The organism is Gilliamella sp. B2838, from assembly GCF_026536185.1.
Taxonomy (GTDB): domain Bacteria; phylum Pseudomonadota; class Gammaproteobacteria; order Enterobacterales; family Orbaceae; genus Gilliamella.
The window spans coordinates 263,523-290,128 of record NZ_JAFNOO010000002.1 but is presented as its reverse complement, the minus strand read 5'-3'; the positions used below and the strand labels follow the sequence as shown (position 1 = coordinate 290,128).

The following is a 26,606-nucleotide window of genomic DNA, read 5'->3' as shown; positions in this document are numbered from 1 at the left end:
CGAATGTAAAATCCTCTATTACTGTTGTAGCGATAGTTAAAATGCAAATCTTTATAGGCTTTTACGCCACCGTGCATAAAGCCATTAGTAAAACAAAAACCAGGTTCGGTAGGTATGGTATATTCATCACGCACCGTAATTTGTTCAAACAGTTTATACATCTGCGCTAATTTTTTGGGTACATTATTTCCATAAAGCTTTGGGGAATCTTCTCTGTCTTGGTCATATCGATTTGCTAACCCATTACGAGCTTTTATTTCAATTGTTAAGGAGACGTCGTCTTGCCAGCGATAACCTTCTAATATTCTGGCGACATCTGGAATAGTAGTATCTTCCATTCTTTCAAAAATAATACCTTGCATTTTGTCTGGATTGGTTGTAGGTACAGGATAAATAGCTTTTAAAAAATTCCCGTCAATTGCATAAACCGGTTGGGTATTTTTTAGTTCTTGCTCACGGTAAACAAGCATTTGTTTAAATGGTGGCAAATAAATCTTTTCAGTTTTAATAACAATTTTATGATTATCGGTATAATCCAATTCCGTCACCATAGAAGGGATAAATTGTTTGGGCAGATCAAATAAGTAAACCCCCATGCATCGGGTAACGGTATTGTTTAACAGTTTATTAACTTGTTGCTGTTCGTGGGTTGTTAGGGTAACCATACGTATATCCTTAGTTAAATAGCGGTAAGTAACAAATAAAATAATGAGTAGAGCGATAATTAAGAGATAATGCTCATGCGTTAGGGGCAGTCTTTTTTTCATTTTGTTTATTTACCTCAAGTAAAATATCGACAATAGCACGCAAGGTAAATTCTTGCGTGATTGAATTTTTGTATGCGGGCTCATGCTCTATGGGCAAATGCATGCGTGCTTTAATGCTTTCAAGAGAGATTTCCCCAGAACGTTGAGGTACCGTGCCATCACCATTACCAATGGCGGGTTTGAGGGTATAGCTCTCGGCAATGTTACCTTTATAATCTTTATACATTACATGTGTGCGTCCAGCTTTTCGTTGGACTTCATCCCAATAGTTATTCTCTGTAGTTAGGGTTCGCGTTTCTAATATTTCACTTAAATCTAAACGATTTTTTGCTCCTAAAGGAATTTTTACAGGTTTTTTGGCTATTCACCATATGCCCTAAGTTAAGTTGAGTTTTGCCATATTCGGTAGAGAGTTTGATATGTTCTTGCCCTCGTTTATCATCCATTCTTAGCTTGTTGTTTGCTGGAGTACGAATCACATTTCGATGCTTGTTGGTCGTAGTGATGTGATCGGGATGCATACTATCGTGCATAGCATGAGCAATATAGGGTCTATCAGGATTACCATTCGTAAAGGCTATGGCTACTGCGGTTGAATCAATTAATGGGAAGTGAAAACCATAAGTTTCACCGGCATAAGGTTTAGCAAGCCGGACCCATAAGCTTTCGTGGCCTTTTTTCCAATTTTTTAAATCAAAATTGAATTTGACTCGATAGCGTCCTTGAGTATCAATATAGGCATAAGTATCGTTATCTGGACTGGTTACTTTGGCTGGTAACGTACCACTAACTTGTGGCCAGGGTAAGGGCGCAGGGCGATAAGGTTTAAGTTCATCATAGGCAATGGCAGTAAAATGGGTTTGATAAGGATAAGTTCTGTCCCCATAATTTTGTGTCGAGAGAATAATAATACCATTATGGATATCATTAATTGGACATTGAGGTATGATGATATGTTGACCGGGAGCAAGATTGTAGTCATTGCATTTGCCAGAAATAATAAGTTTGCCACTGATATACTGCTGATGGCGAATTTGTGCATACCATTGACCACTTTCAATGGTGCGTTCGTCTCCCCGTAATTTGTAATGCTCTTCATAATGATAGTCATCACCACGGGCGGTGATATCTTTAGGTTGGGTGTTGATTTGAGTATGAAGATCACTGTCAGCAGTTAGATAGTTATAGTCGTTAACAATGACATTTTGGGGCTTGGTGTGACTGGTGAATTGTAAATCCCAGACACTGTTTTGATGATCATCATGCATTCCACTTGGTGTTTTGAGTGAAATGGTGCCACCGTCTGCAAATCCTTGTTGATCATCACTTATTACCATCACATCGCAATGATGCTCAGGATGCGTTTCAAAACGGAACCAGATCCCAACATCTGCAAGTAATCGTTGTATAAAAGTGAGATCACTTTCTTGCCATTGAGTAATAAACTCTCTTTCTGGATAAGTTTCTTTAAGTTCAAATCGGTAATCAATACCAATAAAATTATGATTACGTAGGACTTCTTCTACCACAGCAACAACACTTTGATTTTGATAAATTGCGCAGTGATAGCTATTTGCCAGCAATGCTAAGCGTGGTTCAAGTGTCACCTGATAGCGAGCTTCATCTTTACTAATAGATAACAAGCTGAATTGAGTAATAATGCCATAAAACGTTTTCGGCTTTTGATCTAAGTTATAAGAAGCTAGACGCGTTAAGACATTGGCTAAGTTGTGAGGCTGAAAGGTTAAAGAAGCATGTTGGCTAAGTACTGAATCAATCTCAATATGCTTATTTGAACAAGTGAAGATAATGTTGTAATGCCAGGGTATATTTAACGCTTCATTGCCTTTAATGGATTCAATTGAAAGAGAAAATAACTCGTTTCTTAAACCATCTATGGAAAGGGAATAGTTATTAAGAGCTAAATTATTTATCAATGATGAAATACCGTTAACAATCGATTCCATAGAATTCCTAATAATGTTAATCAATATACACAAAATAAAATACGTCTATTTTTTAGATAATGCAATCTTTATTTATTTACTGAAATCAATAAGATTATTAAATAACTTTATATTTTTATTATCATTTTACAAAAGTGCTTTTTTATTGAAAGTTAGAGACAAAAGACAGAAGAAAAAGTTATTAAAATAAATTTCGCTGATAGTGAAATTGAATCACCATATTAACCTTTTAAATGTTCAACTATGCATTAATTTATAAATAAATTATTTAACGTGATTTTGATTAGTTGAAATCAAAATTGAAACATCATAAATGTTTGTTGTAAAGATCGAGGACATTTATATAAAATTATGAAGCGAATAACTGAGTGTTCTGCTATTATATTTACCTAACTTTAAATCGACAAATCACACGATATGAAAATTCTCTTTGGTGTTCAAGGAACAGGAAATGGCCACGTCAGTCGTTGTAGAACATTAGCCAATGCACTTAAAAAAGCAGGGGCTGATGTTGATTATATTTTCAGTGGACGTGATCCTAAAGACTATTTTGATATGCAAGTTTTTGGTAATTATAAAACCTATCGCGGTGTTTCGTTTGCGACGTTAAATGGTAAGATTAATTTTCGCAAAACCGTACAACGGATTCGCGCTTTTCGTTTAATTAAAGATGTGCGTGAACTCGATTTATCGACATATGATTGTGTTATCAGTGATTTTGAGCCAGTTAGTGCTTGGGCTGCGCATTATCAACATCGTGATTGTTTAGGGATTAGTAATCAGGCGGTGTGTCAATATCTTAAACCTAAAGAATATGGATTGATAGCCAATGTGATTATGAAGTATTATGCACCAGTGACTAAACCCATTGGGTTACATTGGTTTCATTTTGGACACAAATTGATACCGCCAATGATTGATTCATTTGAGGTTGCCTCAAGTGAAAATGGCAATATCGTTGTTTACTTACCATTTGAAGCATTAGATGAAATTACTGTGTTATTGCAGCAGTTTCCAAATTATCAATTTATCTGTTTCCATCCGGATATTAAACACGTTGAACAGCACGGTAATATTCTTTTTCAACCACTCGGTCGAGATAGTTTTACGCACGCTTTAGTCAGTTGTTCCGGAATCATTGCAAATACTGGCTTTGCTTTAATTTCAGAAGCGTTAGTTTTGGGTAAAAAGATTTTAACTAAACCGGTATCGGGGCAATTTGAACAGATCTATAATGCTCAATGTTTACAAGCGTTAGATATGGCAACAGTGATGGAAAGTTTGAATAATATCAAACTTAAATATTGGCTTAGTTTGCCTTCTCCTAAACCAATCATCTATCCAGATGTCGCAACTGAACTTGCTAATTGGATCGTTTCAGGGCAAAAAGAGCCATTACTTTCGTTAAGTGAACGGCTTTGGAGTCAAACGATATTTCCTGAAAATGTCAATCAGAAGATAAAATCCTTAGGATATGTGTAAGTAAAGGTATAAAAATGATTTTAAGCATTATTGTTGCTATGGCGAAAGATCGTGTCATTGGTCTTAACAATCAAATGCCGTGGCATTTACCGGCAGATTTGGCTTGGTTTAAGAAAAACACACTACATAAACCGGTTATTATGGGACGCAAGACTTATGAGTCTATTGGTTGTCCTTTACCCAATAGACATAATATTATTATCAGTCGACAAGCTCAGTTAGAACATAATTCTGATAATGTAAGTTGGGTAAAATCAATTGACGAAGCATTATCTATAGCTAAAGATCAGCTTGCCGATGAAGTCTTTATTATTGGTGGCGGTAATATTTATCAGCAAGTTTTACCTTTTATCGATCGGTTATATTTAACACATATTGATGCCTATTTAAAGGGTGATACCTATTTCCCCGATTATTTGGTTCGGCAATGGCAACAAGTTTATTGCCAAAATTGCTTTGCTGATGAAAAAAATCCTCATCATTATCAATTTGAGATTTTAGAAAAAGTTTAACTATCGCTAAATTGCCACAGCATTAATTGATGTGGCAATTAAATCAAGGGTTATCCTTGAAAGCGTTTTGCTTCAACAACATCGGGTAATTGCTTAATTTTATTTAGTACACGATTAAGTGAGTCGTGATCGAAAATTTGTAAATCCATGTCAATTGTCGCTAATTGCTGTTTAGTATCACTGCGACTTGATACACCTAATACGTTGACTTTTTCGTTAGCAACAATAGTGGTAATATCGCGTAATAAGCCACTTCTATCATTAGCTATAATTCTAACAATCATGGTATAGCTTGATTGGGTGTTTTCACTCCACGCTGCACTTGTTATGCGTTCCGGAGCATGATTTTTTAACTCTTGCAATTGTTCACAATCAGCTCGATGTATTGAAATGCCTCGACCTTGGGTGACAAAACCAACAATAGGATCACCTGGAATAGGGCGACAACAGTTAGCAATGGTATACATTAAGTTACCTACGCCTTCAATGATGATTTCACCACTTTTTGTTGTATTTTTGGTTTGAGCGGTCGATTTTTGCGAAATTTGCTTTAATACCGCTTCGTCTTCTTCTTCCGCTGTTGGCTTATTAAATTGCGCGTTAATAAAGTTAACTAGTTGGTTAATTCTGATGTCACCACTGCCAATACCCGCTAAAACTTCATCAAATGAATGGGCGTTATATTTTGCGATAAGAATTTTTTCAACGCTTTTGATACTAATATTCAGCGGTTCTAATTCGTTTTCGAGTATCTGTTGACCAGCCGCAATATTCTTATCACGATCTTGTTTTTTGAACCAAGCTTGAATTTTGGCACGTGCACGGCTACTATTGACAAAACCTGTATTAGGATTTAACCAATCACGACTTGGATTAGGTTGTTTTTGCGTAATGACTTCAACTTGATCGCCAATTTTTAACATATAAGTAAAGGGGACAATGCGCCCATTTACTTTGGCACCAATACATCTGTGGCCGACATCGCTATGAATATGATAAGCAAAATCAAGTGGTGTTGAACCCGCTGGCAAATCAACCACATCACCTTTAGGTGTAAATACATAAACCCTATCATCAAAAATTTGGCTTCTTACTGCTTCTTGGATTTCACCACTTTCTGACATCTCTTTTTGCCAAGTTAATAGTTGTCGTAACCAAGAGATGCGCTGATCATAAGCCGTCATCTTGTCAGTAGTGCCTTCTTTATACTTCCAATGTGCAGCAATACCGAGTTCAGCATCGTTATGCATTTGTTCGGTACGAATCTGAATTTCGATAGTTTTGTCTTGTGGGCCATAAACAACCGTATGAATAGATTGATAGCCATTGGGTTTGGGATTGGCTACGTAATCGTCAAATTCTTTAGCAATGTGTTTGTAATGACTATGTACAATACCCAGTGCGTTATAACAATCTTCAACGCGATCGCAAATAATTCGTACCGCTCGAATATCATACAGCTCTTCAAACTGTAAATGCTTACGCTCCATTTTTCGCCAAATGCTATAAATATGTTTTGGACGACCATAAACTTCGGCATGAATATGATCTTGATTCATTAAATCCTGTAAAGTTTTAACAAATTTATTGATATATAATTCTCGGTCTAATCGCTTTTCTTGTAGTTTGATTGCGATCATGCGGTATTGGTCAGGATATAAATACCGGAAGCAAAAATCCTCTAATTCCCATTTTAATTGCCCAATACCTAATCGGTTGGCCAGTGGGGCATAAATATTAAAGCACTCTTTAGCGGCAAGGACTTGCTCTTCTTTAGGGGCATTCATTAAATTGCGTAAGTAAGTGATACGCTCAGCGATTTTGATTACAACGCTACGAAAATCATTTACCATCGCCAGTAACATACGCCTGATACTATCGATTTGTTCTGTTGTCGCATTACCGTTACGAATTGCACGTAGTTGTCGCAAGTCTTTCATTCGGATGATGCTTGAAATAATATGGGTAATTTCGCGGTCAAAATCTTCTGGAATATCTTCACGACGGATAATCTTAGATTCTAAGAAAGGTAGCAATAACGCAGCACTTAAACTGTTAACATCCATACTTAAGGTTGATAAAATTTCAACCATTTCAATGGCACTTTTGAAACAATACAGCTGCTCAGGTGCGCCTGCACTATTTTCAAAACAGAAATCCCAGACATCTTTAAATTTTTCATAAGATTGCGGGTTAGTTAGTAACAGTTCTTGTTTGGCCCATTGTTCGACATCAAACTGAGCAAGAGAATAGTGTTCTTCGCTCTGTTGGTGGGCTCCTCTAATAGATACCATAATTATGATCCTACTTCGTTAACAGCAACATTGATTCAATGTGCTTGGTTTGTGGAAACATATCTAAAATTGCGACTTGAGCAATCTTGTATCCTTTAGCAATAAATTGTTTACAATCTCTGGCTAATGTAGCCGGATTGCACGAAATATAAACGATCTTTTTAGGTGATATTTTTACAATTTGGGCGGTAGTATTAAAAGCACCTGCTCTAGCGGGATCCAATAGAACTTTCTCAAATTGTAAATGATTCCATGTTGAAAATTGCTGCTCATCCTCTAAATTACTGGTTAAAAATTGGGTATCTGCACGTATTTCACTGCGATTTAATTTGGCATTGAATTGTGCTTTTTCAACCAGTGCTTTAACACCTTCGATGCCTGTGACCGATTTACTTAATGTTGCCATCGGCAATGAAAAATTACCCATTCCACAAAATAGATCTAAAACGTTGTCCGTCGGCTCTAATGTTAGCCACTCAAGTGCTTGGTTAATCATCTTTTGATTAATTTTACTGTTTACTTGAATAAAATCTAGAGGGCTAAAGGTTAATTTTAACTTATTGATTTGATAATAATGCTGGTTATCACCGGTAATATGAACAAGTTTATCGCCATGCAAATAGAGTGAAATGTTATGTTCTTGAGCAAATTGTCGTAATAATTTGGTATCTTGCTCATCCATCGGGCTAATATGTCTTAATACAACAATTACCCCACTATCTACCGAGATTAATTCAATATGACCTAGTGATTTTTTTTGTTTAATATTAGTTAAGCAGTGTTGTAATGGAATCAGTAAGTTATTTAACTTATCAACTAAAACAGGACAATGTTTAATATTAATTATTTGATTTGATTCTGCTTGTCTAAAACCAACAAAAAGTACACCTTTGATCAGGTTGATAGATAATCTGGCTCTTCTGCGATAAGCGTAAGGTTGATCGGCAATAATAATAGGGGCATCGTTAAGCACATTATCTAATGTTGCGCCACTCTCTTTTTTTAACAAATTAATTAATGCTTGATATTTAGCTTGTTGTTGCACGCGTGGTGATATGTGCTGTAAGTCACAGCCACCACATTTTTGATAATATTGGCATGGCGGTTTAAGGCGATCTTGGCTTTGGTTATGATATTTAATGACGGTTGCTTTGGCATAATTTTTTTTATCTTCCGTAAGTTGAATATCAACTGTTTCATTAGGTAGCGCAGATTTAACGAAAATTGTTTTGCCATTATGATTGGCTACCCCTTGACCGAAGGCATCTAACGTTGAGACTGTTACAGTCAATTTTTGCGGAATAAATTTCTTTTTAGGTGGAGTATAAAAATTAACCATATTAACTTACTTAAATTATGTCAAGCGCTTTAAAAGTTCCGTTTTAACGTGTAAAGGCACTAAGTTTGAAATATCACCACCATGAAAAGCAACATCTTTTACGATAGTTGATGAAATAAATCCCATTGCGATAGATGGCATTAAAAATATCGTATCTAAATCGGGTTTTAGTGCGCGGTTCATTTCGGCCAGTTGCCTTTCGTATTCAAAGTCATGCGTGGTTCTTACACCACGGACAACCACGGTCGCATTATGTTTTTGGGCAAAATCTGCCATTAAATTATCAAAGCCAATGACTTCAACATTAAGTAAATGCTCAATGGCGCTAGACGCTAAATTGACGCGTTCATCTAGTGTAAAAAGCGTTTTTTTATTAGGATTTTGTGCAACAGCAATAATTAAACGTGGAAATAATTGCGACGCTCGGGTAATAAGATCAATATGACCATTGGTGATCGGATCAAAAGTACCAGGAAAAATAGCGGTTAAAGTTTTACTTTTCATGTTCAGGTTATCCATTAGGACATATTAAAAATATCATACCTAATTTTATGCCAGATTGTTAGTTTAAGCTGGTAAAAACTTACTGTTTTTATTTTGGTGTATATGGTGCACCTTAATTTCTTATATTTAATGGTATACCAAAATTGGTGAAAAGAGTAAAGTTGCTTTTTCTTTAATTGGAGGGTTATGGGTAAAAATTAAGTATTACTGTCATGTACTTTAATCAAATAAGTCGTTTTTACGTTGTGATAAATTGATAGGTTATATGGTGATGATACACTTCATTGGGTTGCAAATAACAGCTTGGTTGTGGCCATTGTGGGTGATGCGGGCTATCGGGTAAAAATTGTGCTTCTAATGCAATACCCGCAAAGTTGCTATATACATCATTATGACGATTAGGCGTATTTTGTAGAAAATTGCCAGTGTAGACTTGTAATGCTGGTTTAGTGGTTTTGATATTCATTAAAACTTTTTTATCTGATGATATCAGCTGTGCAGCAATAGCTTTGCTTTTATCTAGTAAATAAGCATGATCATAACCGCCTGTCACTTGCCGTTCGGGACTTTCGAGCAGTCTATCAGACAATTGTTTTGCTTGCCGTAAATCCATGTCATATTGACCAACATCAGCTAAGTTATGATAAGGAATCCCCGCGCTATTAACCGGTAAATAGAAATTTGCATTAACTTTTAATGTATGTGCAAGGACACTGTTACTCAAATCACCATCAAGATTAAAATAAGCATGATTAGTTAAGTTTACTGGTGTTGTTTTGTTAGTTGTTGCCTGAAAATCGATAATGACTTCATTTTCATTAGTTAAATAATAGGTCACAATCACTTTCAGCTCACCGGGAAAGCCTTGATCACCATCAGCCGATATCAAGTTAAATATTACTTTTTGAGCTGATTGATATTCAATGTTCCAAATTTTTTTATCAAACCCACATTGTCCACCATGAAGTAGGTTTACCCCTTGGTTGGCGGTGAGTAAATAGTGTTGACCATTGACATCGATAGTTGCATTAGCAATGCGATTTGCATAACGTCCAATAGTCGCACCAAGATAAGCATCTTGGTGTTGATATTGGTTTAGTGATTGACAGCCCAGCAGTATTTCGCGATGCTTGCTTGCTACAGGTATTAAGCATGATAACCAAGTTGCCCCCCAATTAGAGACCTTAATGGTCATTCCTTGTTGGTTTGTTAATGTAATAATTTGTTTTATTGGCATAAAACGTGGGCTCCTTCACTAGGTTCACAAACATAAATTGTTTCTTTAATACCAAACTTTTTAGAATAATTGTCATTAACGATTGTTTTAACACTGTTTACTTTATCTTTTGCCACCAGTGCGACCACACAGCCGCCAAAGCCACCGCCAGTCATGCGAACGCCACCTTGTTCGCCAATTACATCATGAATAATTTCGACAAGATAATCGATAGCAGGAACCGTAATTTCAAAATCATCACGCATTGAATGATGACTTGCTGCCATTAATGTAGATAATAATTTATAATCTTTGGTTTCGAGTGCTTTTGACGCTTGAACAGTGCGTTCATTTTCGGTAATGACATGGCGTGCACGTTTAAATACTGTTGGATCTAAGGTGGTTTTAATTTTTTCAAGATCAGCTAACGATGCATCACGTAATGCCTTAACACCTAGTGCTTTTGCAGCCGCTTCGCATTGTTTACGACGAGTATTATATTCACTATCAACTAATCCCCGTTTAATATTAGAATTAATAATGACAACAGCAAAATCGTTGGGCATTTTGACCGCTTTAGTTGTCAGTGAACGACAATCAATTAATAGTGCATGTTGAGCTTGTCCTAGTGCCGAAATTAATTGATCCATAATGCCGCAATTACAACCGACAAATTGGTTTTCAGCTTCTTGACCAATTAAGGCTAATTTTGTGCCATCAAAAGGTAACTGATAAAGGACTTGTAACATTTTACCGACGGCAACCTCAAGTGATGCTGACGAGCTTAAACCTGCACCTTGGGGGACATTGCCACTAATAACAAAATCGACGCCATGGATAGCATTTGTATAGTTTTTAAGATGTTTTATTACACCTCGCACATAGTTAGCCCATTGGTAATCAGGATGTTTTTCAATGGACGAATCAAGAGAAAATTGGTCTTGTTGATTATCATAATCGACAGCAATAACACGTATAATATTATCTGAACGTTTGTGACAACTTATCACTGTTTGATAATTAATTGCGCAGGGTAGAACAAAACCATCATTGTAATCGGTGTGTTCACCAATTAAGTTTACGCGCCCTGGCGCTTGTATAAAGGTATCGGGTTGATAACCGAATTGGCTTTCAAATACTTGTGTAGTGCTATCAATTAATGCTTTCATTTACTTATCCTTTTGCTCTTTATAATGTACATCACTTACGTTGCGCAGTTTTTCGGCAGCTTGTTCGGGGGTTAAATCTCGTTGCACTTCGGCAAACATTTCGTAACCAACCATGAATTTTTTTACCGTCGCTGAACGCAACAAAGGTGGATAAAAATGTGCATGTAGTTGCCAATAATCATTGTTATCCCCCACAAATGGTGCGCCGTGCCAACCCATTGAATAAGGAAAAGAACAATGAAATAAATTATCGTAGCGACTTGTTAGTTTTTTGAGCGCAATAGCTAAATCTATTTGCTGGTCATTATTTAACTGAGTTAATTGCGCAATATGCGTTTTGGGTAATAATAGTGTTTCAAATGGCCACACGGCCCAAAAAGGGACAACGGCAAGCCAATGTTCTGTTTCTACCACAATTCGTTCACCCAACGTTAACTCTTTTTGCACATAATCGACTAATAAATTTTGGTGATATTTTTCAAAATAATGGCGCATATTTAGGTCTTCACGCGCAACTTCATTGGGGATAAAGCTATTGGCCCAAATTTGTCCATGTGGATGTGGGTTAGAGCAACCCATTGCCGCACCCTTGTTTTCAAATATTTGTACCCAAGGATAATGTTGGCTCAGTTCTTGTAATTGACTTATCCAAGTTTTAATCACGCCTTCAATAGCGGGTAAATTGAGTTCGGGAAGTGTTTTACTGTGATCGGGCGAAAAACAGATAACGCGGCTAGTACCTTTAGCACTTTTGATCTGGAATAACGGATCTTGGCTTTGCGGTGATTCTGGCGTATCTACCATTAATGCGGCAAAATCATTAGTAAAAACATAGGTTCCAGTATAGTTAGGATTAATATCACCCGTCACTCGCTTATTCCCAGGGCATAAAAAGCAGTTTGGATCGTAACAGGGTTTTTGTTCTTGATTTAATGTTTCTTGCTGGCCTTGCCAAGGTCGTTTGGCTCGATGTGGCGAGACAAGTACCCATTGATTAGTCAATGGGTTATAACGACGATGAGGGTGATCAACAGGATTAAAAATAGCCATTTTTGCCTCTTTTATCTTTCTTCTTATGATTGATGCTATATGGTTTAATCTGGATAGCCTTGTGGATTATGTGATTGCCAATTCCACGAGTCTTTTACCATATCATCAAGTGTTAATTTGGTTTTCCAACCTAAAATTTGTTCTGCTTTTTTTGCGTCAGCCCAAAATGCGGGTAAATCACCTGCACGTTTAGGAGCAAAGTGCCAATTGAGTGGTTTACCAGAGGCTTTTTCAAAAGCTTTAATAACTTCTAAGACACTATAGCCAATACCTGAACCTAAATTATAAATATGTATACCTGCTTTATGTTGGTCAGCTTTAAGTGCAGCGATATGTCCATCAGCTAAATCGACTACGTGAATAAAGTCACGAACACAAGTGCCATCTTTTGTCGGGTAATTATTACCAAAAACAGCAAGTGACTCACGTTTTCCTACAGCAACTTGGGTGATATAAGGCATTAGGTTATTGGGAATACCGAGTGGATCTTCACCCATTAATCCGCTTGGATGTGCGCCAACAGGATTAAAGTAACGTAATAAAGTTAATGACCAGTCTGGTTCAGCAACAGCTAAATCCATCATACATTGTTCAACCATTAATTTACTTTTTCCATACGGGCTACTTGGTAAACCTTGTGGTAATGTCTCGACATAGGGAACTGGTGCGAGTTCACCGTATACGGTTGCTGACGAACTAAATATTAACTGTTTTACACCCGCAGCTCGCATTGCTTTCATTAACACAATACTGCCATAGACATTGTTTTCATAATATTCAAGCGGTTTGTATACCGATTCCCCCACGGCTTTTAGTCCAGCAAAATGGATAACTGCTTGAATATCATGCTCAGCAAATATTTTTTCTAATAATTGTTGGTCACAGATATCACCATGATAAAAACTGACACTATGCCCAGTAATTTGTTTAATTCTATCTAATACCGAAGCTTTGCTGTTGAATAGGTTATCAATGACAATCGGTGTGTATCCTGATTGAATTAATTGTACACATGTATGACTTCCAATATACCCGCAACCACCTGTTACTAATATTTTCATGTTAAAACCTTAATCTAATGTTATATTTTTGTTGAGTTCTTGTTGATCTTTATTTTGTTCACTGTTTAGTCTTTTAAAGATATCCCAAGGACCGCGTCCAGATAAAGTGAATGACGAAATCAATGTAAAACTTAATGCGATTGCGCCAAGGACTAAATACGTGCCTTCGTAGCCAATTTTAACATACATTAGACCAGCAAAGGTGGACATAAACATAATAGAGAGTTGTTTTGCAAAACAAAATGCAATTAAATAAACCGTTGCTGATAATCGAATAGGAAAGTGTTTAGTAATATATTTAAATGCACCAACCAATAATAATGGCGCTTCGAACATATGTAATGTTTTTAAAATAACAACTTCAATTGCGTTAGTTGCAAATGCTGAACCGGTTATACGAATCGACATAATCGCTCCAGCTATTAATAAAGTATTTTTGCTACCGATCTTCATGACAATAATTGGTGCAAAAAACATAACAGTCGCATTTAAAAATTCCCCAAGCGTTGTGACATAACCAAACGCTTCACGGCCCACTTGTTCGCTTTTGAAAAATGAAGTGAAAAAGTTAGCAAATTGCTGATCAAACACATCATAAGTACAGGCAACACCGATAATATAAAGCATAAAATACCATGTTTTACTCATGCTAAGTAAGTTAAACGCAAGTTTTAAATTGAACGGTTCTGGTTTATTAAGTCCCATTTGTTCAACAACATCGGTTGTTGTTGTTTTGGCTGGATCGGCTATTTTAACTAAAAACAATAAGATAATTGCAAAACCTGAACATAACCAGAAAACGGCATTGATATCTTTTGAAATCATAATACCAACAAATGAAGCACAAATTGCCCAACCAAAACAACCAAACATACGGCATCGACCAAACTCAAATCCACTTCGTCGACTGATTTTTTCAACCAAGGCTTCTATTGATGGTGAACCGCAATTAAATGCCACACTCAGATAAAGTCCCCCAACTATAGCACCTAAAGTAACGTTAAATTGAAGTAGTGGTCCCAATACAAAAATAAAAAAGGGGCCAAATAGAACTAATAGTAATGTGATAATCCACAATAGATGTTTTTTTAATCCGAGTTTATCCGAGATTAACCCAAAGAAAGGTTGAAAAAGAAGCGCAAATAATGAAATAAATGAGAACACATATCCTGTTTCGGCTTGATCTAACCCATTCATTTTTAACCACACAGGAAAAAATGGCGAATAGGCCCCCATAATGAAAAAATAAAGGAAAAAGTAAAGCGTAAATACCCAGTAATTTTTATTATAAAGGGATGAGGTTATTTTTTGATTCATAATCAACTTCCTTTGCTAATCTTTCAATGAACACGTTATTTGCATATCGTTTACATTAAAAGTAAGTACAAAAAGCCATCTGTTTTTAAGGATAATATCATCTTACTTTTTCAAAAAAAGTGATCTAGATAACATTTTGTGAAATCGATTACATTATTTTATAAATTAGTTTTATTGCATCATTAAGTTTTTTTGAATGTTGTATTAATGCTAAATCTGAGTTTATACATGCTGTTATTTATAGAAAAATAGTGGCTATTTTCATTAAACTGAATTTTTTCAACTATAATAAAATTAGTTATGACTTAAAATTGTGCTTTTATGATATCGGTTACATTTTTAAAACAGGTTAATTAAGGTAAAGATCTTTATCAAGTCAAAAATTGAGTGATTTTAAGAAATATGAACCGTAACTAAATCAAAAATAGATTATTTGTTGTTAGTTTTTAGGTATGCCATTTTAGACGATTGATAAAAAATTTTTGATGGAAATTATAAATAATCCGTTGAGTTAGCTAACATAATATGTAATTTTTAATTAGTTATGTTTGTGTATGTATTTTACTGTGTGATTTTATAAAGTTTATCAATAGAGCAATTAACATAACTATAAACGTTAAAGTTAGCTATGGCTTGATAAAACTATTCCGCCAATTTTGTTGGCGGAATGGGCATTAAGGTTATTTATACTTTTTAGCATTAAACATGGATACGTTTTTCAAAATCGCTCCAATCATAAAAACCATCAGAGTTGAGTGATGCATTTTTGAGTTTTAGCTGAAAATGTTCAGGTGGATTATTGATATCGAGCGCTTGTCCTGTATAAAGTTGTTCAAAACTTTGATAAACATATTCAGCTTTAAAATAATGCTTGCCTGTTAGCGAGTGTTTGAAGCGTTGAAAAATTACTTTACCGCCAATAGGGGTGGTTTCATATTGATGAGGTAGTTGATAATCTTCAAAATCTAAAGCGCCTAATAGTGATGCGATTGTACTATCATGGCCGACTAATAAATTGACCGTATATTGTTGCTGCATAAGATCATCAATCATATTGATCAATTTGGCTGCTGCGCGTGTAGCGAGTGTTTTGGTGTGGCAAATTAAGTTAATGTACTGATTACGAATCTGCACAATTTGTTGCCACTGCTCTAAGCTATCAATTTTACCCCATGCAATTTGATTTTTAGGGAACGCTGAATAATATTGCAATAAAAAAGAATCAACGACACTAATGCCAACAGCTAAGGCACCCAATAACGCTGGCTCTTCATTCTTTTTAAAATAGAGTTCTAATGGGATATCGGCTAATTCACACTGATATTGTTTGTATAGCTCAGATTGTTTGTAATCGAGTATATCAGACAAAATTTGATAAGCCGGCGCTAAGTTTTTAAAAATTGATTGAGCCTTATCTGCTTGCTCGATATCACGTAAAACGGCTTGCTTAAATTGTGCTGAATCTTCTTCTAAACTTGGATCGAAAATTGGATCCATTCTTTCAATAGGGTATTTATGATTGATAGTTATATCACAACCAGCGTAGGCGCCGGCTACAATGAACTGTGCTGTCGCAACGGTTCTTTGTAAGCTATTGGCATAGACAAACAAGTCATGACTATTATTGGTTATTTTGATGTTGTGTTTTTCTAACCATTGTGACAGGTAGTGACCAAAATAGACTTCTAATGCTCCTCCTCTGGTTGTTAGATAACCATAAGGATGGTCCCATTTGGGCCATTGATAGGGGGTAGCTTGATCAATAAATTCTAGGGTATTTTGTAAAGCTGTACGAATACCATGACGACTTAGTATAACAACTTTCTCCAATTGGTAATGCGAGTTACTCATTTTGTGATCCAACCTTGCTTGTGTAGATAATCTAAAATAAAACTTCGTTGCCCATTTATAATCGTTTCGGCAATTTTATCACTCCAACCACCTGTTTTTTGATGGGTACTACGGTGATTGTAATAATCATTCATTTGTGTATCGTATTGTGCCAATAGAGTTTTATCTATTGATTGATATTGATTTTCAAAAAATACCAAAGGCTTAGGAAGTCTTGGCTTTATTTCAGGGTGCTGGTCTGGATAGCCAATGCATAACCCAAAAAGAGGCAAAACATATTTAGGGATGGCTAATAATTCTGTAACGTTATCAATATTATTACGTAAGCCACCAATATAAACTATGCCTAAGCCTAAAGATTCAGCTGCAATCACTGCATTTTGTGCCATGATCGCAGTTTCAATGCAGCCAACTAAAAGTTGTTCTGCTCTTTCAAGGGGGATTGTTGGATCAATTTGAAAGTGTCGATTGAAATCAGCGCAAAATACCCAAAATTCGGGTGCTTGTTTAACATAGCACTGATCGCCTGTGTAGTGAGCAAGTTTTTCACGTTTGTCACTATCAGTAATACGAATTATCGTAGCGCATTGTAAAAAATTAGAACTTGAAGCCGATTGTGCAGCTGTAACAATTGTATCAATTTGCGCTTGAGTTAAGGGGGTGGATTTATAAGCACGAATTGAACGGTGCTGACAAATTAAATCAATTGTTTGGTTTTGCATAATGGCTCCTTTATATAACTATTTTTTTATGAATTGTAAGTCCCAAACCCCGTGCCCTAAATTTTGACCTCTTTTTTCAAACTTAGTAATTGGCCTATCTTCTGGTCTGGGAATATAATCACCCGTTGATGATAAATTCTTAAAACCTTCTGCTTGAGTTAATACTTCAAGCATATGTTCGGCATAATGTTGCCAATCGGTAGCAAGATGTAACATACCGCCAACCTTTAATTTTCTTTGTATTAATTGCACAAATTCAGGTTGAATAATTCTACGTTTATTATGTCTTGCTTTATGCCAAGGGTCGGGAAAATAAATTTGCACCTTATCAAGCGAGTGATCTGCTATCATATTATTCAAGACTTCAACGGCATCATGACACATGACTTTTAGGTTAGATAATTGGTTTTCTTCAATCGCCATCAAACAAGCACCCACTCCAGGTTTGTGCACTTCAATCCCCAGAAAATCTTTAGTCGGCGCATTTTTGGCCATTTCAACCAATGATGCCCCCATACCAAAACCAATTTCTAACACAAAGGGTTTGTTATTATTTGAACCTATAGTAACGTTTGGATTATAGTCAATACCAAATACAGGCCATAAATTCTCTAATGCTTGTTGCTGGCCTTTAGTTAAACGACCTTGTCGTAATACAAAACTTCGAATAGTTCGTTTTGATTTAATATTTTCATTGTTATTTATCATGGATTGTTCATTCATCACGTTGTCTATTTTTGTGTTGCGGTTTGCCAAATTTGTTTACTCATTAAGGTTTATAATTAGAAAGTAGTTTAACTGATTTTTGATTCACTTCAAGAAAACATATTATTGATATGTTTTTCTATTTATTATTGTGATACATATAAAAATTTTTGAATAAATTTTTATAATGTGGTTGAGCATACTCTGTAAATGATTATATAATTATTACCCCGATTTAACCGATTACGTATAAGTAATCATTATAACATGCTTGAGGATTTCTCGTGCCTGATATGAAGCTTTTTGCTGGTAATGCTACACCGGAGCTGGCAAAACGTATAGCTAATCGTCTTTATACTTCTCTTGGTGATATTGTTGTTAGTCGTTTTAGCGATGGAGAAGTAAATGTACAAATTAACGAAAACGTCCGTGGTGAAGATGTTTTTATTATTCAATCAACTTGTGCGCCTACCAATGATAACCTAATGGAATTATTAGTCATGATCGATGCAATGCGTCGTGCATCTGCTGGTCGTATCACGGCGGTTATTCCTTATTTTGGTTATGCAAGGCAAGATCGTCGTGTACGTTCAGCGCGAGTGCCTATTACAGCTAAAGTTGTTGCTGACTTTTTATCAACAGTTGGTGTTGATAGGGTATTAACCGTTGATCTTCATGCAGAGCAAATTCAAGGTTTTTTTGATGTACCTGTAGATAACGTATTTGGTAGCCCGGTTATTTTAGAAGATATGTTACAACGCGAGTTTGAACGTCCGATTGTCGTATCGCCTGATATTGGTGGTGTGGTACGTGCTCGTGCGATTGCAAAACTTTTAAATGATACTGATATGGCTATTATCGACAAGCGTCGTCAACGTGCTAATGAAGCGGAAGTGATGAATATCATCGGTGATGTTGCTGATAGAGATTGTATTTTAGTTGATGATATGATTGATACAGCCGGTACACTTTGTAAAGCGGCGGATGCATTAAAAGCGCGTGGTGCTAAAAGCGTTTATGCTTATGCAACGCATCCAATCTTTTCAGGTAAAGCCGTCACCAATATTAAAAATTCTGCCATTGATGAAATAGTTGTTTGTGACACCATTCCGTTAACTGCTGAAGTAAAAGCATTAAAAAATGTACGTCAATTAACACTATCTGGAATGCTTGCTGAAGCTATTCGTCGTATTAGTAACGAAGAGTCAATTTCAGCGATGTTCCATCAATAATTTATTTTATTATTGAACGACAAGCCCCTTTATATTGGGGCTTTTTTCTAAAAAAAATCAGTAAATAATCCCAATATTATGACAACGATAAAACTTATTGTAGGACTTGCCAATCCTGGAAATGAATATGCCGCAACTCGCCATAATGCAGGTGCATGGTTTGTTGATCTTTTAGCTGAACGATATCATCAATCTTTAAAAAATGAAGCTAAATTTTTTGGCTATACAGCTAGAATAAACATTGGTGGTCATGACGTGAGATTATTAGTCCCTACTACATTTATGAATTTAAGTGGTAAAGCGGTACAGGCACTAGCAACTTTTTATCAAATTAAACCAGAAGAAATTTTAGTCGCTCATGATGAACTGGATCTTAACCCAGGTATTGCTAAATTTAAATTTGGTGGTAGTCATGGCGGTCATAATGGTTTAAAAGATATTGCCAGCAAATTAGGTAATAATTTAAATTTTTATCGTCTCAGAATTGGTATTGGTCATCCGGGTGACAAAAATAAAGTTGTTGGTTATGTGTTAAATAAACCCTCTAAACCCGAACAAGAACTTATTGATAAGGCGATAGAAGAATCGGTACGATCGGTTGAGATTTTATTATCAGATGGTATTGAAAGTGCAATGAACCACTTACATGCTTTTAAAGGCTGAAAGAAAGGTTATTAAGCTTATTATAGTGGTAAGTCTTATTGGATGATAATCCACCTAGCATCAGGTGGATTGTGTTGAATCAAACAATCTTAAGAAAATAGATGGGTAACATCTCCCCCTTTTTCGGCGATTTTTTTCATTACTTCTTTGATTAACCACATATTCATCGATGCGGTATCATCGGTACTGCCTGGGTAGTTAAGTTCTTTTGCCAAATTTTTTCGTGCTTCTAAACTATTATCGATACCTAATAACTTCAATAAATCAACAATTGATGTTTTCCAATTAAGTTTTTCAGGATATTTGTTCGCTAAATTCTCTAAAATTGACATAACATCAGTCTGAGATACTTGTTTGGCTTGGTCTGAATTCTGTTGTGTTTCCGTTTGAATGCCAGAGGCGGCGTTTTTAGCAGCATCTGTCATACTATTAACTTTGTCTTTGACCGTATTGTTAACATTTGTTGCTGCTGCTTGTGCGCTTGGAAATATTTTAGAAAAAATATTATTTAAGATACCCATATTACATCCTCCTATGTTTAAACTGCTTTAAAAAAACTGCTTAACGATATAGATGTAGATAATATCCTTTTCAGTATACCTGTTTGAAAGTAACGCTGTCAAAAAGATAAATATTTGCTGCTTTTATCTTTCAAAATTAGGCTACCAATTTTAGTCTCTATATCTATTTTTTAAAGCGATCTTTATTCAAACTTTGATGAGTTAATCTATTGAATAACTTGTATAAGTTAGTTTTAAGGTAAATGATATAAAGAGATTTTTAGGATTATTTATTATACCAATCCCATATAAAATGTGATCGGTATCCAAATTTCAAACAAATTTGGCATGTGTTGTAATAAATTAGTTGTAATATTTGGTTTACCAATATGTAGTGTGACATAAATTTTTTATGTTAGAAATTTAAATTACAGCTAGAGGTATATTATGAGTTCCATTTTTAAATCAGGAGAATACGTTACGTTGGGTAATGATCATTTTATTTGCAACGGAGAAAATTCTTAATTATGTCAATCATAATGCACTAAGTATTATGGCTTAAGAAATTGTACATGATTTGAAGATAAAATCTAAAGAGTACTCGTATATTATTCGTGCTTTTCAACTAGCTTATACCCTTTTTCAACCTATTGTAGGCTGGTTTATTGATGTAATTGGTTTACGAGTTGGTTTTGCGATAATGGTCATCATTTGGTCTATTATGTGTATACTTCATGCTGGTGCAGGCACTTGGTTTCAATTAGCGATTTTACGTTTTTTTATGGGCGGTGCTGAATCTGTTGTTGCACCAGCCAATGCTAAAGTTATTAGTTTATGGTTTCCTAAAAAGGAACGCGCTATTGCTAATGGTTGGAGTATGGTTGGTTTTTCATTAGGTGCCATGATTGCTCCTCCTCTTATTTATGCGATACACCAATTTGGTGGTTGGCAGTTAGCTTTCTTAATTCCAGGTTCTGTTGGGTTAATTTGGGCAGGAATATGGCTCTACTTTTTCAGCGAGCCGTCAAAAAGTCGGTCTATTAGTGAGGCAGAAAGAAAATATATCTTATCCGATCAAGATGACACAGAGAGCCAACAAAACAAAAACATCTGGCAAGCAATTAAAAAAGTGATTTTGCAAAAAAAATTCTATGGTATTGCTATTCCAGCTTTTTTAGCTGAACCAGCTTGGGCGGCAGTTAATTTTTGGGTTCCTTACTATTTATTAACTGAACGCGGTATGCAATTAAAAGAGATGGCAATGTTTGTTTGGATTCCTTTCCTTGCTGCCGATTTTGGTGGTTTATCCTCCGGTTATTTTTCGCGTATGCTCAATAAGCGTTTTAATTTGTCTCGTGTTAATGCAGCTTGTGTAACTTATCTTGGCGCTGCTTTTTTCATGTTATCCATGGTGTTTGCAAGTTTAACACAAAGCCCTTATGCAGCCATCGCATCTTTTATTTGCAAAGCTTGTAAAATTTTTTCATGGTCATCAAGCCATTTTTTTCGATAACAGTGATCAGTGATGCGACTGTACAATTGATTCCACATTTTACTTGCTGATCGTCTTTGCCATAAATCCTGTAATAAACCTTCAAGTACTGAGTTTTTAGCCGCTTTGGCGATCGTGATATGAAACAATTCATCGGTACTGTAATCATCAATTAACCCTTGCTCTAAAATTTGTCGTTCTCGTTCCAAGATTGATCTTAACTCAATGATATCGGATTTAACTATTTGTGACGCGGCAAAAGCGGCAATATTACTTTCAATTAATTGTCTTGTTTGCAATAATTCAAATGGTCCAAAATCTTCCTCTTCAATTTTTTTATCTTTTTCGGATGAGATTTCATCAGGTAAACCAATTACATAAACTCCCGATCCTTTTTTAACTGTCACTAAATTTTCCAGTTCTAACATAATTAGTGCTTCACGTACTACCGTTCTACTCACACCAAATGCTTCGGCAATATCTCGTTCAGGTGGTAGTCTATCACCTAACTTATAAGTCCCACTTTTCAATAATAACTCTAGCTCATCATACCTCTAAAGGTTGTTTTTTTGAAGATGATGGTGAAAGCTATGCTTATCAAAATGGTGTTGGATTATGGATCAATTGGCAGTTAGTGTCGACTAATGATCGAATTGATCTTCGTTTAAAAGCAAATGGAAGTTATATTCCAGCTTGGCAAGAGCTGGTCATTACCTTACCAAAAGGAGAATTGCGTACACTTTATATTAACGATGAGCCAATAAATAAGGTTAATTTAAGTGCAATAAGCTAATGCACTTACTTACACTATGCTTTATAACAACACTTTTAGAGTGTATAAATAATTAACATTTAAATGTGAATTAAAACATAAATTTTCAATTTATTGGGGCTTTTATTAGGATTAATAACATTTGATTTTACTCTGTTGTATCAACGAGTTAATTTAACTGATGCAAGCGTATTATGATTCTGGAATATAAAAAATTCAGAACATAAATTTTAATCTTAATGAAAGTCACCTTATTTTGAAATTTATTTTCTATTATGTCTTAATGAAGATTTAAAAAACTGTAAATGTATTTTTATAGCAGGACATTTTTTATGAAATAAGGTAAATTATTTACTGTTGTATTTTATATACAATGTTAACGTGACATTAAGAAGCAAGGATAAACATAATAGATGCGTTATAACCAGCCACAAATATTACCGTCGATTTTGTCACAACAATCTTGGTTATCTGAGATAAAAGAAAGAACAGTTGCATTAGCTAAATTAGCGGATGTGATTAATGAGTTATTGCCTTCTCCATTACAACAGCATTATAGAATTGCGAATTATCGCCAAGGTGTGCTAATTTTAGAGGTGAGTTCAGCTAGTTGGTTGACTCGATTAAAATATGAGCAAAATCATTTGCTATCGGGTATACGTAAAAAAGTTTTACCGTCTTTATCTTCTATTCAATTTAAAATTAATCCCGACCTGTTAGTTGGTTCCTCAATAATGCGTGACAATGCATTGAAAAGTGCCAATGCAAGCCGCATATTAAGTACACAGAGTGCGACATACTTGTATAGTTTAGCGGAAAGTGCACCCGATAAATTAAAAAAACAATTGATTAAACTTGCTAACCATGCAAAATAAGTAAAACAATTGAACGATAATGTATATACTAGAACAAAATAAATACAAGGAGTGAAATATGGATAAACAGATGATGATTTATCTGGCGATTGGTGTAGTAATTGGTTTTATTATCGGGTTTATTTTAACTAATATGTTTAGTAAAAAAGGTCGTGAGTTTGCAAAAGTAAAACGTGAACTTGAACAGACACAAGAAGAGCTTAAAACACAAAAACAGACTATTGTTAAACACTTCTCACACAGTGCAGAAATATTAGATAATATGGCTAAAGAGTTCCGTCGCCTTTATCAACATATGGCTGAAAATTCAGGTAAATTCTCGTCTGATGACGATATCACAGCTATCGCTTTAGATATGAATAAAGATGCGGATATCAAAACAGAAATCACACTTGAAAAGCAACCTAAAGACTATTCTGATAACCCTTCTGGTTTATTTAAAACAGACGAAAATAAATCTTAACTAGCTCTAACTCTTTTCGCCAGTGTTATCTGGCGGAACATTAATGTAAAAAAAATCAATTGTTAAAAACGAGAGTGTTTTATGATTAATAATTCTTTACCAAAACCAAAAAAATTATTTAGTGCAATTGCATTAACGTTAGGTATGGTCTTATCAGGGTTACCCAATGCCTATGCTACTCTCCCTGCCATTTCAACAGGAGATAACGCATCACAACCTAGTTTAGCGCCTATGTTAGAAACGGTATTACCTTCTGTCGTTAGTATTAAGGTAGAAGGTACAGCACAAATGCAAACTAATATTCCGGAAGAATTTAGACGATTTTTTGGTTATCCAGATAGCCAATCAAGATCCTTTACCGGTCAAGGATCGGGTGTGATTATTGATGCTGATAAAGGCTATATTGTCACCAATAATCATGTGATTGATAATGCCGATACCATTACAGTGGTATTGAATGATGGTCATGAATATAAAGCAAAATTAATAGGTAAAGATCCGCAAAGTGATATCGCGCTACTAAAGGTTGAAGATGCTAAAAAATTAACTGCCATTAAATTAGCCGATTCAGATAAAATGCGCGTAGGTGATTTTGTGGTCGCCATTGGTAACCCATTTGGAATTGGTCAGACTGTTACTTCAGGAATTATTTCAGCCTTAGCGCGTAGTGGGCTGAATATGAATGGTTTTGAAAACTTCATACAAACCGATGCTTCAATTAATCGTGGTAATTCAGGCGGTGCATTAGTGAATTTAAACGGTGAATTAGTTGGCATTAATACTGCAATTATTGCGCCTAGTGGTGGCAATGTGGGTATTGGTTTTGCAATTCCAAGTAATATGGTAAAAAACTTGACGTCTCAACTTATTGAATACGGTGAAGTTAAGCGTGGTGTACTTGGTATTAAAGGTAATGAGTTAACCTCGGATATCGCCAAAGCTTTCGATCTTGACGTGCAAAAAGGTGCCTTTGTAAGTGAAGTGATTGATGATTCCGCCGCTAAAGATGCGGGTATAAAATCGGGTGATGTTATTATATCAATGGATGGCAAACCAGTTGATAGTTTTGCCGAATTACGCGCTAAAATTGCCACTACTGGCGCTGGTCGAACCGTAAAATTAGGTTTGATTCGTGATGGTAAAGAGATGACAGTGGATGTTACACTAAAAAATAGTGATGAATCTTCAACTGAAGCGAAATCATTGCATCCTGCTCTTGAAGGTGCAACATTAAGCAATGGTGATATTAAAGGTAAAAAAGGTGTATTAATCGAAAGTATTGCTAAAAATTCGCCAGCATCACGATTAAGTTTACAAGAGGGCGACCTCATTACTGGCGTAAATAAAGAAAGAATCAATAATATTGCTGATTTACGTAAAATTATTGATAGTAAACCATCTGCTATTGCTTTAAATATTGTGCGTGGTGATAGCCAGCTTTATCTTATTTTACGCTAATTAATGCGTTAGCTATATGTCGCCGATAGCATTATCGGCGAAAACTAAAATTCTAACCTGCCATTAGATATGATAAAATCATCACTATTCATTCTTATCTAGATACCTCTGATAATGCTTAAAAAATTTTTATGGCCAATGTTGATTGGTGCGGTTTTAGCGATTGTATTATTAATTATCTTTCCATCCTTGCGCAATGGAACTCAGTCAAATTTTCCAAGATCGATTTTTAATAATGATCCCATGAGTTATTCCGATGCGGTAAAAGTTGCTGCACCAGCGGTAGTTAATATTTATAGTCGCTCTATTAATTCTCTGCCCAAACAACCTCAAGATAGTGCAATTACGCCATTGGGTTCGGGTGTTATTATGAGCGACCATGGCTATATTATTACCAATTATCATGTGGTGGATGGTGCAGAACAAATTATTGTCGCTTTACAAGATGGTCGAATATTTGAAGCTTTATCGGTTGGCACTGATAAACTTGTTGATATTGCGGTATTAAAGATTGACGCAAGTAATATTCCAACTATACCTATTAATCCTAATCGCGAGCCTAAAATAGGTGATGTGGTTCTCGCCATTGGTAATCCTTATAATATTGGGCAAACGATCACCCAAGGTATTATTAGTGCGACAGGTCGTGATGGATTAAGTCCTTATCGAAGACAAAACTTTATTCAAACCGATGCATCAATTAACCATGGTAATTCAGGGGGGGCCTTAGTTAATAGTAAAGGTGAATTAGTCGGTATTAATACCTTAACCTTTGCTAAAAATCTAGGTAATGAAGTGCCTGAAGGTATCGGTTTTGCTATTCCTACCGCTTTAGCTGTTAAAATTATGAATAAATTAATTCAAGACGGTAAAGTGATTCGGGGCTATATCGGTATTGATGGGTTAGAGTTTGCCCCGACTCAAAATCCGAGTGATCCACCGGTTGTATTAGGCATTTTGGTGACTAATGCGGAAGGGCCGTCATTACAAGCAGGTGTTCAAGCTAATGATATTTTGATTATGGTCGATAATAAACCGGTCAAATCCATTGTTGAAACAATGGATAGAATTGCAGAGTTGAAACCGGGCACAACAATCCCCATTATTGTATTACGTAATGGAGAAAGAGTTGAACTTCAAGTGACAATAGGTCAATTACCCGTTTAACTATTTTGTTACTTGATTATAGCCACTA

25 protein-coding genes and 2 pseudogenes are annotated in these 26,606 nt (G+C 35.5%); 10 read left to right on the top strand and 17 right to left on the bottom strand.

All coding sequences use genetic code 11. The annotated features are described in order from the left end of the window. The 3 genes and pseudogenes from J3U63_RS03200 to J3U63_RS03190 all read right to left on the bottom strand — a co-directional run. Positions 1–665, bottom strand: a pseudogene (locus J3U63_RS03200) (T6SS immunity protein Tli4 family protein); the annotation flags it as partial. A 73-nt stretch (positions 666–738) separates the two neighbouring features. Then, complete coding sequence (locus tag J3U63_RS03195) at positions 739–993, bottom strand: hypothetical protein (RefSeq protein ID WP_267370414.1); 255 nt, start codon at positions 991–993, stop codon at positions 739–741. Positions 994–1,072: 79 nt separating this feature from the next. Continuing rightward, complete coding sequence (locus J3U63_RS03190) at positions 1,073–2,734, bottom strand: type VI secretion system Vgr family protein (RefSeq protein ID WP_267370412.1); 1,662 nt, start codon at positions 2,732–2,734, stop codon at positions 1,073–1,075. Between the two features lie 417 nt (positions 2,735–3,151). Between J3U63_RS03190 and J3U63_RS03185 the strand changes: the two genes are divergently transcribed. Next, the gene (locus J3U63_RS03185) at positions 3,152–4,216 is read left to right on the top strand and encodes an MJ1255/VC2487 family glycosyltransferase (protein WP_267370410.1); all 1,065 of its coding nucleotides are present in this window, start codon (positions 3,152–3,154) and stop codon (positions 4,214–4,216) included. A gap of 14 nt (positions 4,217–4,230) precedes the next feature. After that, positions 4,231–4,728 carry a type 3 dihydrofolate reductase gene (gene folA, locus J3U63_RS03180; RefSeq protein WP_416381279.1) on the top strand — a complete coding sequence of 166 codons (498 nt, stop codon included), beginning with the start codon at positions 4,231–4,233 and terminating at the stop codon, positions 4,726–4,728. Positions 4,729–4,778: 50 nt separating this feature from the next. On the opposite strand, the gene relA is transcribed toward folA, so the two are convergent. The 11 genes from relA to trmB form a co-directional block, all read right to left on the bottom strand. Continuing rightward, complete coding sequence (relA, locus tag J3U63_RS03175) at positions 4,779–7,022, bottom strand: GTP diphosphokinase (RefSeq protein ID WP_267333741.1); 2,244 nt, start codon at positions 7,020–7,022, stop codon at positions 4,779–4,781. A gap of 10 nt (positions 7,023–7,032) precedes the next feature. After that, the gene (gene rlmD / locus J3U63_RS03170) at positions 7,033–8,361 is read right to left on the bottom strand and encodes a 23S rRNA (uracil(1939)-C(5))-methyltransferase RlmD (protein ID WP_267333740.1); all 1,329 of its coding nucleotides are present in this window, start codon (positions 8,359–8,361) and stop codon (positions 7,033–7,035) included. 15 nt (positions 8,362–8,376) lie between these two features. Continuing rightward, a complete protein-coding gene (gene coaD, locus J3U63_RS03165) occupies positions 8,377–8,865 on the bottom strand; it encodes a pantetheine-phosphate adenylyltransferase (protein WP_267333739.1) in 489 nt (162 codons plus the stop codon). A gap of 238 nt (positions 8,866–9,103) precedes the next feature. Then, a complete protein-coding gene (galM, locus tag J3U63_RS03160) occupies positions 9,104–10,102 on the bottom strand; it encodes a galactose-1-epimerase (protein WP_267333738.1) in 999 nt (332 codons plus the stop codon). Then, on the bottom strand, positions 10,093–11,250 hold the full coding sequence (gene galK / locus J3U63_RS03155; protein ID WP_267370408.1) for a galactokinase: 1,158 nt from the start codon (positions 11,248–11,250) through the stop codon (positions 10,093–10,095). The genes galM and galK overlap by 10 nt, the downstream gene beginning before the upstream one ends. Continuing rightward, complete coding sequence (gene galT / locus J3U63_RS03150; RefSeq protein ID WP_267370407.1) at positions 11,251–12,300, bottom strand: galactose-1-phosphate uridylyltransferase; 1,050 nt, start codon at positions 12,298–12,300, stop codon at positions 11,251–11,253. Between the two features lie 44 nt (positions 12,301–12,344). Continuing rightward, on the bottom strand, positions 12,345–13,361 hold the full coding sequence (gene galE / locus J3U63_RS03145) for a UDP-glucose 4-epimerase GalE (RefSeq protein WP_267370406.1): 1,017 nt from the start codon (positions 13,359–13,361) through the stop codon (positions 12,345–12,347). A 9-nt stretch (positions 13,362–13,370) separates the two neighbouring features. Next, positions 13,371–14,678 carry an MFS transporter gene (locus J3U63_RS03140; protein ID WP_267343640.1) on the bottom strand — a complete coding sequence of 436 codons (1,308 nt, stop codon included), beginning with the start codon at positions 14,676–14,678 and terminating at the stop codon, positions 13,371–13,373. A gap of 699 nt (positions 14,679–15,377) precedes the next feature. Then, the gene (locus J3U63_RS03135) at positions 15,378–16,529 is read right to left on the bottom strand and encodes a histidine-type phosphatase (protein ID WP_267366326.1); all 1,152 of its coding nucleotides are present in this window, start codon (positions 16,527–16,529) and stop codon (positions 15,378–15,380) included. Then, on the bottom strand, positions 16,526–17,251 hold the full coding sequence (gene nfsA / locus J3U63_RS03130) for an oxygen-insensitive NADPH nitroreductase (RefSeq protein ID WP_267343638.1): 726 nt from the start codon (positions 17,249–17,251) through the stop codon (positions 16,526–16,528). The genes J3U63_RS03135 and nfsA overlap by 4 nt, the downstream gene beginning before the upstream one ends. Positions 17,252–17,269: 18 nt before the next feature. Further along, complete coding sequence (trmB, locus tag J3U63_RS03125; RefSeq protein WP_267346715.1) at positions 17,270–17,974, bottom strand: tRNA (guanosine(46)-N7)-methyltransferase TrmB; 705 nt, start codon at positions 17,972–17,974, stop codon at positions 17,270–17,272. A 266-nt stretch (positions 17,975–18,240) separates the two neighbouring features. On the opposite strand from trmB, the gene J3U63_RS03120 reads away from it, so the two are divergent. Both J3U63_RS03120 and pth read left to right on the top strand, forming a co-directional pair. Continuing rightward, the gene (locus J3U63_RS03120) at positions 18,241–19,188 is read left to right on the top strand and encodes a ribose-phosphate pyrophosphokinase (protein WP_065634720.1); all 948 of its coding nucleotides are present in this window, start codon (positions 18,241–18,243) and stop codon (positions 19,186–19,188) included. A 78-nt stretch (positions 19,189–19,266) separates the two neighbouring features. Next, the gene (pth, locus tag J3U63_RS03115; RefSeq protein WP_065634721.1) at positions 19,267–19,851 is read left to right on the top strand and encodes an aminoacyl-tRNA hydrolase; all 585 of its coding nucleotides are present in this window, start codon (positions 19,267–19,269) and stop codon (positions 19,849–19,851) included. An 89-nt stretch (positions 19,852–19,940) separates the two neighbouring features. Here the strand turns inward: pth and J3U63_RS03110 are convergent, their stop codons facing one another. Continuing rightward, positions 19,941–20,372 (bottom strand): DUF3597 domain-containing protein, encoded by a 432-nt coding sequence (locus tag J3U63_RS03110; protein ID WP_267333730.1) that lies wholly within the window; start codon positions 20,370–20,372, stop codon positions 19,941–19,943. 556 nt (positions 20,373–20,928) lie between these two features. On the opposite strand from J3U63_RS03110, the gene J3U63_RS03105 reads away from it, so the two are divergent. After that, complete coding sequence (locus J3U63_RS03105) at positions 20,929–21,864, top strand: MFS transporter (protein ID WP_267370405.1); 936 nt, start codon at positions 20,929–20,931, stop codon at positions 21,862–21,864. On the opposite strand, the gene J3U63_RS03100 is transcribed toward J3U63_RS03105, so the two are convergent. Further along, the gene (locus J3U63_RS03100; protein WP_267370455.1) at positions 21,789–22,250 is read right to left on the bottom strand and encodes an FCD domain-containing protein; all 462 of its coding nucleotides are present in this window, start codon (positions 22,248–22,250) and stop codon (positions 21,789–21,791) included. The genes J3U63_RS03105 and J3U63_RS03100 overlap by 76 nt on opposite strands. Then, positions 22,230–22,382 (bottom strand): annotated as a pseudogene (locus tag J3U63_RS03095) (FadR/GntR family transcriptional regulator); the annotation flags it as partial. The pseudogene J3U63_RS03095 and the gene J3U63_RS03100, both read right to left, overlap by 21 nt. Between J3U63_RS03095 and J3U63_RS03090 the strand changes: the two are divergent. The 5 genes from J3U63_RS03090 (at position 22,310) to degS (ending at position 26,578) form a co-directional block, all read left to right on the top strand. Then, on the top strand, positions 22,310–22,636 hold the full coding sequence (locus J3U63_RS03090) for a DUF5110 domain-containing protein (RefSeq protein ID WP_267370403.1): 327 nt from the start codon (positions 22,310–22,312) through the stop codon (positions 22,634–22,636). The pseudogene J3U63_RS03095 and the gene J3U63_RS03090 overlap by 73 nt on opposite strands. 392 nt (positions 22,637–23,028) lie before the next feature. Continuing rightward, on the top strand, positions 23,029–23,490 hold the full coding sequence (locus tag J3U63_RS03085; RefSeq protein WP_267343635.1) for a DUF721 domain-containing protein: 462 nt from the start codon (positions 23,029–23,031) through the stop codon (positions 23,488–23,490). 58 nt (positions 23,491–23,548) lie between these two features. Then, entirely contained in the window at positions 23,549–23,953 is a 405-nt protein-coding gene (locus tag J3U63_RS03080; RefSeq protein WP_267333722.1) for a YhcB family protein, read from the top strand. An 81-nt stretch (positions 23,954–24,034) separates the two neighbouring features. Beyond that, a complete protein-coding gene (locus J3U63_RS03075; protein WP_323849430.1) occupies positions 24,035–25,411 on the top strand; it encodes a Do family serine endopeptidase in 1,377 nt (458 codons plus the stop codon). A 114-nt stretch (positions 25,412–25,525) separates the two neighbouring features. Then, positions 25,526–26,578: an outer membrane-stress sensor serine endopeptidase DegS gene (degS, locus tag J3U63_RS03070; protein ID WP_267333721.1), complete on the top strand. Its 1,053-nt coding sequence runs from the start codon at positions 25,526–25,528 to the stop codon at positions 26,576–26,578. Positions 26,579–26,606: the final 28 nt, after the last annotated feature.

What these genes read in the sequence shown, in the direction of transcription:
- degS (WP_267333721.1), top strand. Translation starts at nt 25,526, where the DNA reads ATGCTTAAAAAATTTTTATGGCCAATGTTGATTGGTGCGGTTTTAGCG.
- J3U63_RS03080 (WP_267333722.1), top strand. Translation starts at nt 23,549, where the DNA reads ATGGATAAACAGATGATGATTTATCTGGCGATTGGTGTAGTAATTGGT.
- J3U63_RS03185 (WP_267370410.1), top strand. Translation starts at nt 3,152, where the DNA reads ATGAAAATTCTCTTTGGTGTTCAAGGAACAGGAAATGGCCACGTCAGT.
- nfsA (WP_267343638.1), bottom strand. Translation starts at nt 17,251, where the DNA reads ATGCAAAACCAAACAATTGATTTAATTTGTCAGCACCGTTCAATTCGT.
- pth (WP_065634721.1), top strand. Translation starts at nt 19,267, where the DNA reads ATGACAACGATAAAACTTATTGTAGGACTTGCCAATCCTGGAAATGAA.
- J3U63_RS03135 (WP_267366326.1), bottom strand. Translation starts at nt 16,529, where the DNA reads ATGAGTAACTCGCATTACCAATTGGAGAAAGTTGTTATACTAAGTCGT.
- galE (WP_267370406.1), bottom strand. Translation starts at nt 13,361, where the DNA reads ATGAAAATATTAGTAACAGGTGGTTGCGGGTATATTGGAAGTCATACA.
- J3U63_RS03090 (WP_267370403.1), top strand. Translation starts at nt 22,310, where the DNA reads ATGCTTCGGCAATATCTCGTTCAGGTGGTAGTCTATCACCTAACTTAT.
- folA (WP_416381279.1), top strand. Translation starts at nt 4,231, where the DNA reads ATGATTTTAAGCATTATTGTTGCTATGGCGAAAGATCGTGTCATTGGT.
- J3U63_RS03195 (WP_267370414.1), bottom strand. Translation starts at nt 993, where the DNA reads ATGTATAAAGATTATAAAGGTAACATTGCCGAGAGCTATACCCTCAAA.
- galK (WP_267370408.1), bottom strand. Translation starts at nt 11,250, where the DNA reads ATGAAAGCATTAATTGATAGCACTACACAAGTATTTGAAAGCCAATTC.
- galT (WP_267370407.1), bottom strand. Translation starts at nt 12,300, where the DNA reads ATGGCTATTTTTAATCCTGTTGATCACCCTCATCGTCGTTATAACCCA.
- J3U63_RS03190 (WP_267370412.1), bottom strand. Translation starts at nt 2,734, where the DNA reads ATGGAATCGATTGTTAACGGTATTTCATCATTGATAAATAATTTAGCT.
- relA (WP_267333741.1), bottom strand. Translation starts at nt 7,022, where the DNA reads ATGGTATCTATTAGAGGAGCCCACCAACAGAGCGAAGAACACTATTCT.
- trmB (WP_267346715.1), bottom strand. Translation starts at nt 17,974, where the DNA reads ATGAATGAACAATCCATGATAAATAACAATGAAAATATTAAATCAAAA.
- J3U63_RS03075 (WP_323849430.1), top strand. Translation starts at nt 24,035, where the DNA reads ATGATTAATAATTCTTTACCAAAACCAAAAAAATTATTTAGTGCAATT.
- coaD (WP_267333739.1), bottom strand. Translation starts at nt 8,865, where the DNA reads ATGAAAAGTAAAACTTTAACCGCTATTTTTCCTGGTACTTTTGATCCG.
- J3U63_RS03085 (WP_267343635.1), top strand. Translation starts at nt 23,029, where the DNA reads ATGCGTTATAACCAGCCACAAATATTACCGTCGATTTTGTCACAACAA.
- galM (WP_267333738.1), bottom strand. Translation starts at nt 10,102, where the DNA reads ATGCCAATAAAACAAATTATTACATTAACAAACCAACAAGGAATGACC.
- J3U63_RS03140 (WP_267343640.1), bottom strand. Translation starts at nt 14,678, where the DNA reads ATGAATCAAAAAATAACCTCATCCCTTTATAATAAAAATTACTGGGTA.
- rlmD (WP_267333740.1), bottom strand. Translation starts at nt 8,361, where the DNA reads ATGGTTAATTTTTATACTCCACCTAAAAAGAAATTTATTCCGCAAAAA.
- J3U63_RS03110 (WP_267333730.1), bottom strand. Translation starts at nt 20,372, where the DNA reads ATGGGTATCTTAAATAATATTTTTTCTAAAATATTTCCAAGCGCACAA.